The organism is Trinickia sp. Y13 (assembly GCF_029522115.1).
GTDB lineage: Bacteria > Pseudomonadota > Gammaproteobacteria > Burkholderiales > Burkholderiaceae > Trinickia.
In genome coordinates, this window is the sequence record NZ_JAKWFK010000009.1 from 249,732 (window position 1) to 264,215 (window position 14,484).

At 63.5% G+C, this 14,484-nt stretch carries 13 protein-coding genes; 9 read left to right on the forward strand and 4 right to left on the reverse strand.

Annotated features, from left to right (window positions below; all coding sequences use genetic code 11):
- Positions 1–2 precede the first annotated feature (2 nt).
- From MMB74_RS17815 to MMB74_RS17825, 3 genes are read right to left on the reverse strand one after another with little or no spacing between them, the layout of a single operon-like run.
- Entirely contained in the window at positions 3–767 is a 765-nt protein-coding gene (locus tag MMB74_RS17815; protein ID WP_277429980.1) for a DUF3106 domain-containing protein, read from the reverse strand.
- Between the two features lie 21 nt (positions 768–788).
- Positions 789–1,214, reverse strand: coding sequence for a DUF3619 family protein (locus MMB74_RS17820; RefSeq protein WP_277429981.1), 426 nt, complete (start codon positions 1,212–1,214; stop codon positions 789–791).
- Positions 1,211–1,774 (reverse strand): RNA polymerase sigma factor, encoded by a 564-nt coding sequence (locus MMB74_RS17825; protein ID WP_277429982.1) that lies wholly within the window; start codon positions 1,772–1,774, stop codon positions 1,211–1,213. Before MMB74_RS17825 ends, MMB74_RS17820 begins: the two co-directional genes overlap by 4 nt.
- 369 nt (positions 1,775–2,143) lie before the next feature.
- On the opposite strand from MMB74_RS17825, the gene MMB74_RS17830 reads away from it, so the two are divergent.
- The 6 genes from MMB74_RS17830 to MMB74_RS17855 all read left to right on the forward strand — a co-directional run bounded on the left by MMB74_RS17830 (position 2,144) and on the right by MMB74_RS17855 (position 9,259).
- A complete protein-coding gene (locus tag MMB74_RS17830) occupies positions 2,144–3,907 on the forward strand; it encodes an acetolactate synthase 3 catalytic subunit (RefSeq protein ID WP_277430039.1) in 1,764 nt (587 codons plus the stop codon).
- Between the two features lie 122 nt (positions 3,908–4,029).
- Positions 4,030–4,521, forward strand: coding sequence for an acetolactate synthase small subunit (gene ilvN / locus MMB74_RS17835; protein ID WP_102611725.1), 492 nt, complete (start codon positions 4,030–4,032; stop codon positions 4,519–4,521).
- Between the two features lie 96 nt (positions 4,522–4,617).
- Entirely contained in the window at positions 4,618–5,634 is a 1,017-nt protein-coding gene (gene ilvC / locus MMB74_RS17840; RefSeq protein WP_277429983.1) for a ketol-acid reductoisomerase, read from the forward strand.
- 209 nt (positions 5,635–5,843) lie between these two features.
- The gene (locus MMB74_RS17845) at positions 5,844–6,482 is read left to right on the forward strand and encodes a phosphatidylserine decarboxylase (protein WP_277429984.1); all 639 of its coding nucleotides are present in this window, start codon (positions 5,844–5,846) and stop codon (positions 6,480–6,482) included.
- A 21-nt stretch (positions 6,483–6,503) separates the two neighbouring features.
- Entirely contained in the window at positions 6,504–7,391 is an 888-nt protein-coding gene (gene pssA / locus MMB74_RS17850) for a CDP-diacylglycerol--serine O-phosphatidyltransferase (protein WP_277429985.1), read from the forward strand.
- A gap of 323 nt (positions 7,392–7,714) precedes the next feature.
- On the forward strand, positions 7,715–9,259 hold the full coding sequence (locus MMB74_RS17855) for a 2-isopropylmalate synthase (RefSeq protein WP_277429986.1): 1,545 nt from the start codon (positions 7,715–7,717) through the stop codon (positions 9,257–9,259).
- 139 nt (positions 9,260–9,398) lie between these two features.
- Here MMB74_RS17855 and MMB74_RS17860 read toward each other — a convergent pair whose 3' ends face one another.
- Positions 9,399–9,902 carry a hypothetical protein gene (locus tag MMB74_RS17860; protein WP_277429987.1) on the reverse strand — a complete coding sequence of 168 codons (504 nt, stop codon included), beginning with the start codon at positions 9,900–9,902 and terminating at the stop codon, positions 9,399–9,401.
- Positions 9,903–10,137: 235 nt separating this feature from the next.
- On the opposite strand from MMB74_RS17860, the gene MMB74_RS17865 reads away from it, so the two are divergent.
- From MMB74_RS17865 to pnp, 3 genes are all read left to right on the forward strand, one after another.
- Positions 10,138–11,454 carry a branched-chain amino acid ABC transporter substrate-binding protein gene (locus MMB74_RS17865; protein ID WP_277429988.1) on the forward strand — a complete coding sequence of 439 codons (1,317 nt, stop codon included), beginning with the start codon at positions 10,138–10,140 and terminating at the stop codon, positions 11,452–11,454.
- 139 nt (positions 11,455–11,593) lie between these two features.
- Complete coding sequence (gene rpsO / locus MMB74_RS17870) at positions 11,594–11,863, forward strand: 30S ribosomal protein S15 (protein WP_277429989.1); 270 nt, start codon at positions 11,594–11,596, stop codon at positions 11,861–11,863.
- Between the two features lie 373 nt (positions 11,864–12,236).
- A complete protein-coding gene (gene pnp / locus MMB74_RS17875) occupies positions 12,237–14,381 on the forward strand; it encodes a polyribonucleotide nucleotidyltransferase (RefSeq protein ID WP_277429990.1) in 2,145 nt (714 codons plus the stop codon).
- The last annotated feature ends 103 nt before the right edge of the window (positions 14,382–14,484 follow it).

Sequence of the window (14,484 nt, forward strand, 5' to 3'; positions counted from 1 at the left end):
GCTTACGCGCCGCGGAAGATGGAGGGGGCGTCCGACGGCGACATCGGCGTCGGCGGCACGGGCACCGTCGGGTTGATGGCGCCGGATGCGCCCGAGGCCGACGCCGGCGGCGCGGTAGCGGCGCTCGTGTCGCTCGTGGCGGAGGCGACGGAAGCGCCACTCGCGCCCGGTGGCGGGTTCACGAGCCGGCTCAAGCCACGAATCTCGCTGCGCTGGCCCGAAGGCGGCGCGCTTACGACCGTAGGCCGGCGCTTGCGCCCGATCGCGGCAAGTTTCGCCTTCTGTTCGGGCGAGAGTGCCTGATACGCCTGCCAGGCCTTTTGCCGAGCTTGCGACGGCAACGCTTTGGACACTTGGTAGTTCTCGCGCGCGACGCGCCGCTGGTCGGGCGTCATGCGCACCCATTCGGCCATGCGTTCGTGCAGTCTTTTCTGCGCCTCAGGCGACATCTTCGCGAAACGCGACGCGATCTTGATCCATTTTCGCTTGCGTTCGTCGCTGAAATTGTCCCATTCCGCCGCGAACGGCGCGAGCGCGGCATGTTGGGCGTCGGTTAGGTGCGCCCACGAGAGCGGGTTGTTATCGATGACGAGCGGGGGGAATGCGACGACGGACAGCGGCGCGGGCGAGGGCAATGCGTTGCTGTGAGCGCCCGCCGCCTGCGGCGCGTTCGGGCGTTCGAAGAATCGAGGGTAGGTGGCCGCGAACGCGACCGCGGCCGCGATCGTGCATCCGAACAAAACAGCCAAACCGTGCTTGTAGCTCACCCGATCGATCTCCCGCTCCCGTTAGCGCGCACGCGACAAATACGCGTTGAAGCCGTGATCGAGGTACGCATTGAGCGGCAAATCGTCGCTGAGCATCGCGGCATCGATGTCGGCCAGTTCCGCGGCGCGTTGGGCATTCTCCCAGTACGCGATGAGCGCAATGCCCCCAAGCAGCGCGACGACGGGCCAGGCCCGCAGGAGACGGCCGAGCGGCGACGGGCGGCGCGAAGGAGCGGGGCGGGGCGCATCGAGCGCCGCCCCGGCAGGGGCGAGCACCGGCACGAAGGCCGGCGCGGCGACGGTTTCGGGCTTCTTGCGTGCGAGGGCGAGGCGGCGCGCGCCGGCAAGCCGGTCGAGCGTCGCGTCGGGCAATCCGGCCGCGCTTTCGTCGAGCGCGCGGCGAATCTTGCCCGCGAACTCGACTTCTTTATCGGGAGCGGAGCTCATAGCGTAATTCCTTTGGCCTTGAGCGCGGCCGCCAGCGTGTGCGTCGCTCGAGAGCAGTGCGTTTTTACGCTGCCCTCGGAGCAGCCCATCGCGGCGGCGGTCTCGGCGACATCCATATCTTCCCAATAACGCATGAGAAACGCCTCCCGTTGACGCGCCGGCAATTTTTGGATTTCCCCGTCGATCAGGTTGAGCACTTGTTCGCGCTCGAGCTTTTGCTCGCTGCTCTGGCCGGCGCTCGATCCTTCCTCGGCCGCGATCGTCTCCAGCGGATCGAACTCCTCGTCCTCGCCGCTGCCGAGCGACGAAAACAGGCTCACCCACGTGTTGCGCACTTTCTGGCGGCGAAAAAAGTCGTGCATCACATTCTGCAAGATACGCTGAAATAGCAGCGGAAGCTCGGCAGCGGGGCGATCGCCGTATTTTTCGGCGAGTTTGATCATCGCGTCCTGGACGATGTCGAGGGCGGCATCGTCGTCGCGCACGGCGTAGACGGTGTGCTTGAACGCGCGCCTTTCGGCGCCCGCCAGAAAATCGGCGAGTTCCTTGTCTGATGCCATCCGAGGGGGCGGCGTGAAATTTCCGCCAGGGCCGTGATCGATTGAAAAAATGTCGTAAAACCCGCGGATGCTAGCAAATTTTCGAGATAGTGGGGATGAATCCGGCCTCGATTGGCGCTCGGCGCGTTGTATTCGAGCGGAAAACGACGAGTCTGGGGGCGCAACGGGCGATAGGGGTCCGTTGCAATTTTGCTTGACCGAAAGGCGCACAACCGATAAGGTTTCCGGTTCGCAACATAAGTGACTTGTCTCTTTTTGGGCGGGCCCATGAGGCTCGCTCGTCAAAGTGGACGCGCCGCTTGAACCCGAGCCACAAGCCCGGCAGAGAGCACCCGATCAATTTTTTGCCGAAAATTCGAAAGGTGAATGATGAACATGCCCAGCGCGGAATTCTCCACGTCGGATACCACACCCCCTCACGATGCCGATTCGATTGGCGCCACCGTGCTCATGCGCGCATTGGCCGACGAAGGCGTCGAGGTGCTTTGGGGCTATCCCGGCGGCGCGGTACTGTATATCTACGACGAACTCTATAAGCAGGACAAAGTGCAGCACGTGCTCGTGCGCCACGAACAGGCCGCCGTGCATGCTGCGGACGCCTACTCGCGCTCCACGGGCAAGGTCGGCGTCTGCCTCGTGACCTCGGGGCCGGGCGTGACCAATGCCGTCACCGGCATCGCGACGGCCTACATGGATTCGATCCCGATGGTGATCATCAGCGGGCAGGTGCCTACGGCCGCGATCGGCCAAGACGCCTTCCAGGAATGCGACACCGTCGGCATCACGCGGCCTTGCGTCAAGCACAACTTCCTCGTGAAGGACGTGCGCGAGCTCGCCTCGACCGTCAAGAAGGCCTTCTACATCGCGCGCACGGGGCGTCCCGGGCCGGTGTTGATCGACATTCCGAAAGACATTTCCAAAACGCCTTGCCAGTACGAAGCGGTCAAGAACGTTTCGCTGCGCTCGTACAACCCGGTCACCAAGGGCCATTCGGGCCAGATCCGCAAGGCGGTGTCGCTGCTGCTCTCGGCCAAGCGCCCGTACATCTACACCGGCGGCGGCATCATCCTGGCCGACGCGTCGCGCGAGCTCAATCAATTCGCCGATCTGCTCGGCTATCCCGTCACGAACACGTTGATGGGGTTGGGCGGCTACCGCGCGAGCGACAAGAAGTTCCTCGGTATGCTCGGCATGCACGGCACGTACGAAGCCAACATGGCGATGCAAAATTGCGACGTGCTGATTGCGATCGGCGCGCGCTTCGACGATCGCGTGATCGGCGATCCGCAGCACTTCTCGTCGCGCCCGCGCAAGATCATCCACATCGACATCGATCCGTCCTCGATCAGCAAGCGGGTCAAGGTGGATATTCCGATCGTCGGCGACGTCAAGGAAGTGCTCAAGGAACTGATCGAGCAGCTTCAGCACGCCGAGCATGGCCCCGACACCGAGGCGCTCGCGCAATGGTGGAAAGACATCGAGGGCTGGCGCGCGAAGGATTGCCTCAAGTTCGATCGTAAGAGCGAGATCATCAAGCCGCAGTACGTCGTCGAAAAGCTCTGGGAACTGACCGACGGCGAAGCGTTCGTCTGCTCCGATGTCGGCCAGCACCAAATGTGGGCCGCGCAGTTCTATCGCTTCAACAAACCGCGCCGCTGGATCAACTCCGGGGGCCTCGGCACGATGGGCTTCGGCCTGCCGGCGGCAATGGGCGTGAAGATGGCGCACCCCGATTCGGAAGTCGTCTGCATCACGGGCGAAGGCTCGATTCAGATGTGCATTCAAGAGCTGTCGACCTGCAAGCAGTACGACACGCCCGTCAAGATCATCTCGCTGAACAACCGCTATTTGGGCATGGTGCGCCAGTGGCAGCAGATCGAATACAGCAAGCGCTATTCGCATTCGTACATGGATGCGCTGCCCGATTTCGTGAAGCTCGCCGAGGCTTACGGCCACGTGGGCATTCGAGTTGAAAAGACGGACGATGTCGAGCCGGCGCTCAAGGAGGCGCTGCGCTTGAAGGATCGCACCGTATTTCTCGATTTCCAGACCGATCCGACCGAAAACGTCTGGCCGATGGTTCAAGCCGGCAAGGGCATCACCGAGATGCTGCTCGGCGCCGAGGACCTCTGACCACACCTATCGGGCGCTAGCTGCGCTCGCTCGCGAAAGCGTCCTCACGAAGGGCGCGTCCTCGCGAGCCGAGGGCGGCCGGCGCCGCTGGCAATCGACATCTGGATAAACGGGAAAGCAACATGAGACATATCATCTCCGTCTTGCTGGAGAACGAACCGGGTGCGCTCTCGCGCGTGGTCGGCCTGTTCTCGGCTCGCGGCTACAACATCGAAACCTTGACGGTGGCGCCGACGGAAGACCATTCGCTGTCGCGCTTGACCATCGTCTCCATTGGCTCGGACGACGTGATCGAACAAATCACGAAGCACTTGAACCGCCTGATCGAGGTGGTGAAGGTGGTCGACTTGACCGAAGGCGCCCACATAGAGCGCGAGCTGATGTTGATCAAGGTGCGGGCGGTCGGCAAGGAACGCGAAGAAATGAAGCGGATGGCGGATATCTTCCGCGGCCGCATCATCGACGTGACCGAAAAGACCTACACGATCGAATTGACGGGGGCGAGCGACAAACTCGACGCCTTCATCGAAGCGCTCGACGCCGCCGTGATTCTCGAGACCGTTCGCACGGGCAGTTCGGGTATCGGGCGCGGCGAGCGAATTTTGAAGGTGTAACGAGCGGCACAACGCAGCAACCGATCGGCGCCCGCCCCACCGTGCGGGCGCTTTCAACGAATTTGACGAATACCGATTTAACGCGAAGGAACCGACATGAAAGTTTTCTACGATAAAGACGCCGACCTGTCCCTCATCAAAGGCAAGGACGTCACGATCATCGGCTATGGCTCGCAAGGCCATGCCCACGCGCTGAACTTGAAAGACAGCGGCGTGCGCGTCACGGTGGGTCTGCGCCGCGACGGCGCGTCGTGGAAGAAGGCCGAAGGCGCGGGCCTCGCGGTCAAGGAAGTGGCCGAGGCCGTGAAGGGCGCGGACGTCGTGATGATGCTGCTGCCCGACGAGCAGATCGCCGAGGTGTACAAGAGCGAAGTGCACGCGAACATTAAGGAAGGCGCGGCGCTCGCGTTCGCGCACGGCTTCAACGTCCACTACGGCCAAGTGATTCCGCGCGCCGATCTGGACGTCATCATGATCGCGCCGAAGGCGCCGGGCCACACGGTGCGCGGCACCTACTCGCAAGGCGGCGGCGTGCCGCACCTGATCGCCGTGGCGCAAGACAAGTCGGGCGCGGCGCGCGACATCGCGCTGTCGTATGCGGCGGCCAACGGCGGCGGCCGTGCCGGCATCATCGAGACGAACTTCCGCGAAGAAACCGAAACGGACTTGTTCGGCGAGCAAGCCGTGCTGTGCGGCGGCACCGTCGAGCTCATCAAGGCCGGTTTCGAGACGCTGGTCGAAGCGGGCTACGCGCCCGAGATGGCGTACTTCGAGTGCCTGCACGAGCTCAAGCTCATCGTCGATCTGATCTACGAAGGCGGCATCGCCAACATGAACTACTCGATCTCGAACAACGCCGAGTACGGCGAGTACGTGACCGGCCCGCGCGTCGTCACGGAAGAGACGAAGAAGGTCATGAAGGACGTCCTGAAGGACATCCAAACGGGCGAATACGCCAAGAGCTTCATTCTCGAAAACCGTGCGGGCGCGCCGACGCTGCAGTCGCGCCGCCGCTTGATGGCCGAGCACCAGATCGAGCAAGTCGGCTCGAAGCTGCGTGCGATGATGCCTTGGATCGCCAAGAACAAGCTCGTCGACCAGTCGAAGAACTAAGGCGGCCAGCCAGCCGTCGCGCCCCGCGCGCGCGGCCGGCCGGTGCGGGAGAGCCAGCGCCCGTAAGGGATTCGCGCTGGAATTGCCGCGCCGCGACGGCATCGCGCCGCGGCTCGCCGGTGAGCATCCCTCTTTGAAAGCCGTCCCGTGCGTCTTGTACGGGACGGCTTTTGCTATCCTAGTGGTTTTACAAAAAGTCGAAACGATCCATGAATTACCCACATCCGATCATCGCGCGCGAAGGCTGGCCGTTTATCGCGATCGCCGCCGTCGTTGCGTTGTTGATCCATGCGGTCGCGGGGTTCGGTTTGGCCTGGCCGTTCTGGCTGCTGCTGATCTTCGTCGTGCAGTTCTTCCGCGATCCGCCGCGGGCGATTCCCACGCAAGCGAACGCCGTGCTCTGCCCCGCCGACGGGCGCATCGTCGCCGTGGAAACCACGCGCGATCCATACGCCGATCGCGAAGCGCTCAAGATCAGCGTGTTCATGAACGTCTTCAACGTGCACTCGCAGCGCTCGCCGGTGGACGGTGCGATCACGAAGGTGGAATACTTCCCGGGCGCCTACCTGAATGCCGCCATCGATAAAGCCTCGGTCGAAAACGAACGCAACGCGATCGTGATCCAAACCGCGAGCGGCCAAACGGTTACGTCGGTGCAGATCGCGGGCCTCATCGCGCGGCGTATTCTTTGCTATGTGCGTACCGGGGAGCCGCTCGCACGTGGGCAGCGCTACGGTTTTATCCGTTTTGGGTCGCGCGTGGACGTCTATCTGCCGCTCGGCAGCCGCGCGAAGGTGTCGATCGGCGAAAAGGTGTTCGCCTCGTCGACGATCCTCGCCGAACTCTGACGCGGCCAAAGGGAGAGTTCGATGGCCGCTTTCAAACCGCGTCGCCCGCGCACCGGCGCCACGCCGATGCCGCGCCCGTTCCGGCGCAATCCGTTTCGCCGCAACAAGACGCTCGGCGCCGATTCGGCGCCGGCCGAGAGCCGTCGCGCCGCGCGCCAGCAGTTCTTGCGCACGCGGGGCATCTACCTGTTGCCGAACGCATTCACCACGGCTGCGCTCTTTTGCGGATTTTTCGCGGTCGTGCAAGCGATGAACGTGCGCTTCGAGATCGCCGCCATTGCGATCTTCGTCGCGATGGTGCTCGACGGCATGGACGGGCGCGTCGCGCGCATGACGCACACGCAAAGCGCGTTCGGGGAGCAGTTCGACTCTCTGTCCGATATGGTGTCGTTCGGCGTCGCCCCGGCGCTCGTGATGTACGAATGGGTGCTGAAAGACCTCGGGCGGTGGGGCTGGCTCGCCGCCTTCGTCTACTGTTCGGGGGCCGCGCTGCGGCTTGCGCGCTTCAATACGAACATCGGCGTGGTCGACAAGCGCTTCTTCCAGGGGTTGCCGAGCCCGGCCGCCGCCGCGCTGATCGCGGGCTTCGTTTGGCTCGCCACCGACAATCGCGTGCCGCTCAAGCTCGTTTGGCTGCCATGGGTGGCGTTCGCGCTGACGATCTATGCCGGTGTGACGATGGTTTCGAACGCACCGTTTTACAGCGGTAAGGCGCTGGACGTGCGGCATCGGGTGCCGTTCGCGGCGATTTTGCTCGTCGTCGTCGCGTTCGTGCTGGTTTCGTCCGATCCGCCGTTGATGCTGTTCGGCCTGTTCGTGCTCTACGGGCTCTCGGGCTACGCGTTCTGGGGCTACATGGCCGTGCGCGGGCGCGACAATCCGGCCCGCTCGGCGCCGCACGAACACTAAAAAAGGGGCCATGACGCGCGTGCGGCCGCACCGGGGGAGCGCATGGCGCTCGCCGGGTGCGCTCGCCCGTCCGGTGCCGATTGCGCGAACCGGCGAATGCCGCTATAGTCGGCGACATGTCGATTTTGACCTTCCCCCGCCTATCCCTCCTAGCCAGTGCGCCTCTATGCGCGCTAGCGCTAGCGCGCCTACCGCGCTAATCGTTTTCGCCCCCGTCTGCCTCGTTCGTTGTTCGGCGTCGCCAGCGGTGGCGGCAACGCCCGAATTCCGTTTTCGCATTGCATTGCACATCCCGAAAGCAAACGTCCCCCTGGAGACATGACATGGCAGACAAGCTGATTATTTTCGACACGACGTTGCGAGATGGCGAACAGTCGCCCGGCGCGTCGATGACGAAAGAAGAAAAGATCCGCATCGCGAAGCAGCTCGAGCGCATGAAGGTCGACGTGATCGAGGCCGGTTTCGCGGCAAGCTCGAACGGCGATTTCGACGCGATCAACGCGATCGCCTCGCTGATCAAGGACAGCACCGTCTGCTCGCTGGCGCGCGCCAACGACAAGGACATCCAGCGGGCCGCCGATGCCCTCGCCCCGGCCGATCATTTTCGGATCCATACGTTCATCGCCACTTCCCCGCTGCACATGGAGAAGAAGCTGCGCATGACGCCCGAGCAGGTGTACGAGCAGGCGCGTCTGGCCGTGCGCTTTGCCCGCAAATTCACGAACGATGTCGAGTTCTCGCCCGAGGACGGCAGCCGCTCTGACATGGATTTTCTGTGCCGCGTGCTCGAAGCCGTGATCGACGAAGGCGCGACGACGATCAATATCGCGGACACGGTCGGCTACGGCGTGCCCGAGCTTTACGGCAATCTCGTGAAGACGCTGCGCGAGCGCATCCCGAACTCGGACAAGGCCATTTTCTCCGTGCATTGCCACAACGATTTGGGCATGGCCGTGGCGAACTCGCTGGCCGGCGTGAAGATCGGCGGCGCGCGGCAAGTGGAATGCACGATCAATGGCCTGGGCGAGCGCGCGGGCAATACGGCGCTCGAAGAAATCGTCATGGCCGTGCGCACGCGCAAGGACTATTACGGTTTGGAGCTCGGCATCGATACGACGCAGATCGTGCCGGCGTCCAAGCTCGTGTCGCAAACGACCGGTTTCGTGGTGCAGCCGAACAAGGCGGTGGTGGGCGCCAATGCGTTCGCGCATGCGTCGGGCATTCACCAGGACGGCGTGCTCAAGGCGCGCGACACGTACGAGATCATGCGTGCGGAAGACGTGGGCTGGAGCGCCAACAAGATCGTGCTCGGCAAGCTCTCCGGCCGCAATGCATTCAAGCAGCGCTTGCAAGAGCTCGGCATCGCGCTCGAGAGCGAGGCCGATTTGAATCAGGCGTTCGTGCGCTTCAAGGAACTCGCCGATCGCAAGGCCGAGATCTTCGACGAGGACATCATCGCCATCGTGACCGAAGAATCGGCTGCGGCGCAGGAGCGCGAGCATTACAAGTTCGTCTCGCTGGCCCAGCATTCGGAGACGGGCGAGCGCCCGCATGCGCGCGTGGTGTTCTCGGTGGACGGCAAGGAAACCGTCGGCGAGGCGCGCGGCAACGGTCCGGTGGACGCGACGCTCAATGCGATCGAAGGAGAGGTGGGCAGCGGCTCGGAATTGCTGCTTTACTCGGTCAATGCGATTACGACGGGCACGCAGGCGCAGGGCGAAGTGACGGTGCGGCTGTCCAAGAGCGGGCGCATCGTGAACGGCGTCGGCACCGATCCCGATATCGTCGCGGCTTCGGCGAAAGCGTATATTTCGGCGCTCAATAAGCTCTATGGAAATGCGGAGAAGTTGAATCCGCAAGGCGTCTGACGACACCTCGGCGGTTGCCTACGGAGCCCTCGACCGGCATTCGCCGTCGGGGGCTTCGTGCTTTTCGGCGGTAACCCCGCAATGGGGCGCCGTATGGACAGGCGGGCGTGAGCACGCGCCAGCGTTGTCTCCCGTTCTTTTAAAACAACCGATCCCGCTCCGGCTCGTGCAGCGGATCCGGCGTCTTTTGCGTGAGCCGCAAGATGCCTTGCGGATCGAAATAGAAGTGATAAAGCTGGTACCACACGTTGTCTTCGAGATAACGGTAGGTCCACACTTCGCGTTTCATCAGCGGGAAGTACGCCGTCTCGACCGGCCGGCCGAAGTTCACGAGCACGTCTTGTTTCGTCCACGTGCCGATCTGCGCCTTGTAGAACTCGCTCGGCTGCAGCACTTGCCGCACCGTGACGATCTTTCCTGTCGAATCGACGTCGGCGGCCGTCGTCTCTTCGCCCATCGGCTGCGTTGGCCACATGAGCCGCTTGCCGCCGTCGGGCAGATCGTAGATTTCGCGCGGCGGCCCGAGGCGCGCGACGAGCGCAGATTGATCCTGGCCACGCGTGAAGCCCTGCCACGGCTGCGCGCAGCCCGAGAGCGCGAACGCTGCGGCGCAAACGAGCGCGGCCGATAGACGCTTGAACATGAATTTCTCCGTTGACTCCGAGAAGCGGCGTTTTACCACGGGGTCGTCATCCTTGGACAGAGGGCAAGCGCCGCGGAGCGCGCCGCAGAAGGCATGCAGTCGGGCGATGTTCCCCAACTCGTACCGTCGATTCGGCGATGATTCGGCGATGAGCGGGCGCGCGCGCGATCGCGCTGCTTGCGATCTGGCATGCTCGCAGCCTATGATCCGCGCTTTCGGACAGTGAGGAAAGCGGATGACGAGTCAATGGAAGAAATGGGTGGCGATCGCGCTCGCGTTCACCGCGATCGCCGCGCCGGCCACGCGGGCAAGCGCGCAAACGCCACGCGCACCGATCCGGTTGGCGCTGATCGAAGGCATGTCGGGGCCGTTCGCCGACGCAGGCGCGGCCGTCGAGCGCAACATCCGTTTTGCGATCGAGCGCGTCAACGCGCGCGGCGGCGTGACGCTGCCCGACGGCGCCCATCCGCTCGAACTCGTGGTGCTCGATAGTCAAGGCGGGGTCGAGCAAGCGCTCGTCCAATTGCGCGCCGCGACCGATCGCCATATCCCGTTCGTCCTGCAGGGCAACGGCTCCGCCGTCGCGGCGGCGCTGGTTTCCGCCATCGACAAGCAGAACGCGCGCGAACCCGATAACCGCACGGTGTTCTTGAATTATTCGGCGGACGATCCCGCGCTCACCGGCGCGTCTTGCAGCTTCTGGCATTTTCGCTTCGACGCGCACGCCGGCATGCGGATGAACGCGCTCGCCGATGTCATCGCGCGCGACAAGTCGGTCAAGCGAGTCTATTTGCTCAACCAAGACTACAGCTTCGGGCACGACGTCAGCGCGCTCGCTCGCGCGGCGCTGGCGGCCAAGCGCCCGGACGTGGCCGTCGTCGGGGACGAATTTCACCCGATCGGCCGGGTCAAGGATTTCACGCCCTACATCGCCAAGCTGCGCGCGAGCGGCGCCGACGCCGTCGTGACGGGCAACTGGGGCAACGATTTGGCGCTGCTCGTGAAAGCCGCGCGCGAGCAAGGCTTTGCGGGCAAGTTCTATACGTTCTACGGCAACAGCCTCGATGCGCCGGCCGCCATTGGCGAAGCAGGCGTGGGCCGGGTGCTGGCCGTCGCCGATTGGCATCCGAACGCGGGCACGGCGGCGCCGCCGGCCGAGCGGCTGCCGCATGCCGACGCATCGGCTTCGGACGCGTACTATGCCGCGTTTCGCGCGCGCTTTCCCGGCGCGCACGACGATTACGCGTTGCTGCGCATCGACGTGATGATCGAGATGCTGGCCGATGCGCTCACGCGCGCGCACAGCACCGACGCCGTGGCGGTGGCAAAGGCACTGGAAGGGGCGCAATACGACAACGGCTTCACGCAGGCCAAGATGCGCGCCGACGATCATCAGTTGATCCAGCCCCTCTATGTGATCGAGATGGATAAGGCGGGCACGGCGGGCGTTCGTTTCGACAACGAGGGCTCGGGCTACGGGTTCCGCACGGTGCTGGTATTGCCGCCGAACAAGACGCAGATCGCGAGCGAATGCAAGATGAAGCGGCCCTGAGGGCCGGCCGGCGGCAGGCGCGGCGGCCCGGCGGGGCCGCGCGTCTCCCGTTCGCCGGTTGTGCTACAATGCGCGCTTCGTCGTAACCCACGGCACGGCCTTTCTTCCGTGACCGCTCGTTTGTTTTAAAGGAAATCAAATGTCTCTAGCTGATACCAAGAAGTCCGACATCGTCGCGCAATTTGCACGCGGCACGAACGATACGGGCTCGCCCGAAGTCCAAGTCGCGCTGCTCACCACGCGCATCAACGAATTGACCTTGCACTTCAAGGCGCACACGAAGGATCACCACAGCCGTCGCGGTTTGCTGCGCATGGTGAGCCGTCGTCGTAAGCTGCTCGACTACCTGAAGGGCAAGGATGCCGACCGTTACCGTTCGCTGATCGAGAAGCTGGGTCTGCGCAAGTAATCGGCCGTCGCCGCTTTATGCAAGATGCCTGTGTCAGTGCGCTGATACAGGCATTTTGTTTTTCGTCGTCGCACTTCGCGTCGGAGCGGCGAGCGCAGTTTCAACAAGACTGAACGCCACAGGTTGCACATGTGCGTGAAGTCGACCCCGTGGCGCGCCGTTGGCGCTGCGGGACGGTTCGGAACCGCCGGTGAAGGCGGGCAGAGCTTTGTGTCATTCCAGCGCGGCGAGCAAGCCTTTGAATCGCTGGGCGCGGCGCTGGAATGGCATAACACTACTCTTCCCGCAGGTGCGCCGGCTGTCGGCGCCGCTTAGCGATGCGTCCCGCATCGGGGCGGCGAACCCAAACAGATGAAAAAGAGAAGGAGTGACTATGTCCATGTTCAATAAAGTCGTCAAAGAATTCAAATGGGGACAACACAACGTTCGCCTCGAAACGGGTGAAGTTGCGCGCCAAGCCTCGGGCGCTGTCATCGTCGACGTCGAAGACACGGTCGTGCTCGCGACGGTCGTCGGCGCGAAATCGGCCAAGCCGGGCCAGGACTTCTTTCCGCTGACGGTCGACTACATCGAAAAGACCTACTCGGCAGGCAAGATCCCGGGCGGTTTCTTCCGCCGCGAAGGCCGTCCGTCGGAGCACGAAACGCTCACGTCGCGCTTGATCGATCGTCCGTTGCGTCCGCTGTTTCCCGAAGGCTTCTATAACGAAGTCCAAGTCGTCATTCATGTGCTGTCGATCAACCCGGACGTGCCGGCGGATATCCCCGCGCTGATCGGCGCGTCGGCCGCGCTCGCCATCTCGGGCCTGCCGTTCAACGGCCCCGTGGGTGCCGCCCGTGTCGGCTACCTGAACAACGAATACGTGTTGAACCCGACGCGCGAGCAGTTGAAGGATTCCAGTCTGGACCTCGTCGTGGCCGGTACCGAGCGCGCGGTGTTGATGGTGGAATCGGAAGCGGATCAACTGCCCGAAGACGTGATGCTCGGCGCCGTCGTGTTCGGTCACGAGCAAATGCAAACGGCGATCGACGCGATTCACGAGCTCGTGCGTGAAGGCGGCAAGCCGGAATGGGATTGGCAGCCTGCGCCGAAGGATGAGGCGTTGATCGCGCGCGTGACCGAGATCGCGCACGGCGAGCTGGCCGCCGCATATCAGATGCGCAACAAGCAGCAGCGCTCGGCGAAGCTGAAGGAAGTCTACGCACAGACGAGCGCGAAGCTCGACGAGCAAGCGCTGGCCGCGGGCCAGATGCCGGTCGATAAGACGGCCGTGGGCAACATCTTGTTCGACATCGAAGCGAAGATCGTTCGCAGCCAAATCTTGAACGGCGAGCCGCGTATCGACGGCCGCGACACGCGCACGGTGCGCCCGATCGAAATCCGCACGGGCGTCTTGCCGCGTACTCACGGTTCGGCGCTGTTCACGCGCGGCGAAACGCAAGCGCTCGTCGTCGCCACGCTGGGCACGAAGGGCGACGAGCAGATCATCGATGCGCTCGAAGGCGAATACCGCGAGCGCTTCATGCTTCACTACAACATGCCTCCGTTCGCGACGGGCGAAACGGGCCGCGTCGGCACGCCCAAGCGCCGTGAGATCGGCCACGGGCGCCTTGCCAAGCGTGCGCTCGTCGCATGCCTGCCGAGCGCCGAGGAGTTTGGCTACTCGATCCGCGTCGTGTCGGAAATCACCGAATCGAACGGCTCGTCGTCGATGGCGTCGGTTTGCGGCGGCTGTCTCGCGTTGATGGACGCCGGCGTCCCGATGAAGGCGCACGTCGCCGGCATCGCAATGGGCCTCATCCTCGAAAACAATAAATTCGCCGTGTTGACCGACATCCTCGGCGACGAAGATCACCTCGGCGACATGGACTTCAAGGTGGCTGGCACGGCGGACGGCGTGACGGCGCTGCAGATGGACATCAAGATCCAAGGGATCACGAAGGAAATCATGCAAGTCGCGCTCGCACAGGCGAAGGAAGGCCGCATGCACATCCTGGGCAAGATGAAGGATGCCGTGGCCGGCGCGAGCACGGAACTGTCGGCGTTCGCCCCGCGCATGATCACGATCAAGATCAATCCGGAAAAGATCCGCGACGTGATCGGCAAGGGCGGCTCGGTCATCCGCGCCCTGACGGAAGAAACGGGCACGACGATCGACATCTCCGACGATGGCGTCGTGACGATCGCGAGCACGAGCAGCGAAGGGATGGCCGAGGCCAAGCGCCGCATCGAGGCGATCACGGCGGACGTCGAAGTCGGCCAGGTCTACGAAGGCACCGTGCTCAAGCTGCTCGAGTTCGGCGCGATCGTGAACATCCTGCCGGGCAAGGATGGCTTGCTGCACATTTCCGAAATCGCCAACGAGCGTATCAAGGACATCAAGGACTACCTCACCGAAGGTCAACAGGTGAAGGTCAAGGTCATCCAAACCGATGAAAAGGGCCGCGTGCGCCTGTCGTCGAAGGCGCTCTTGAACGAAGGCGGCGCCGGCGCCGCTCCGTCTGAACCGCAGCAGTAACGCTTCGCCGCCTCTGGGCGCTAGAACGGCCGGCCGCTTTTCAAGCACGCCGGCCGTTTTTTCATCAGAATAGGGCCGTTTCCATTTCCGTTCCTCGTTCGAC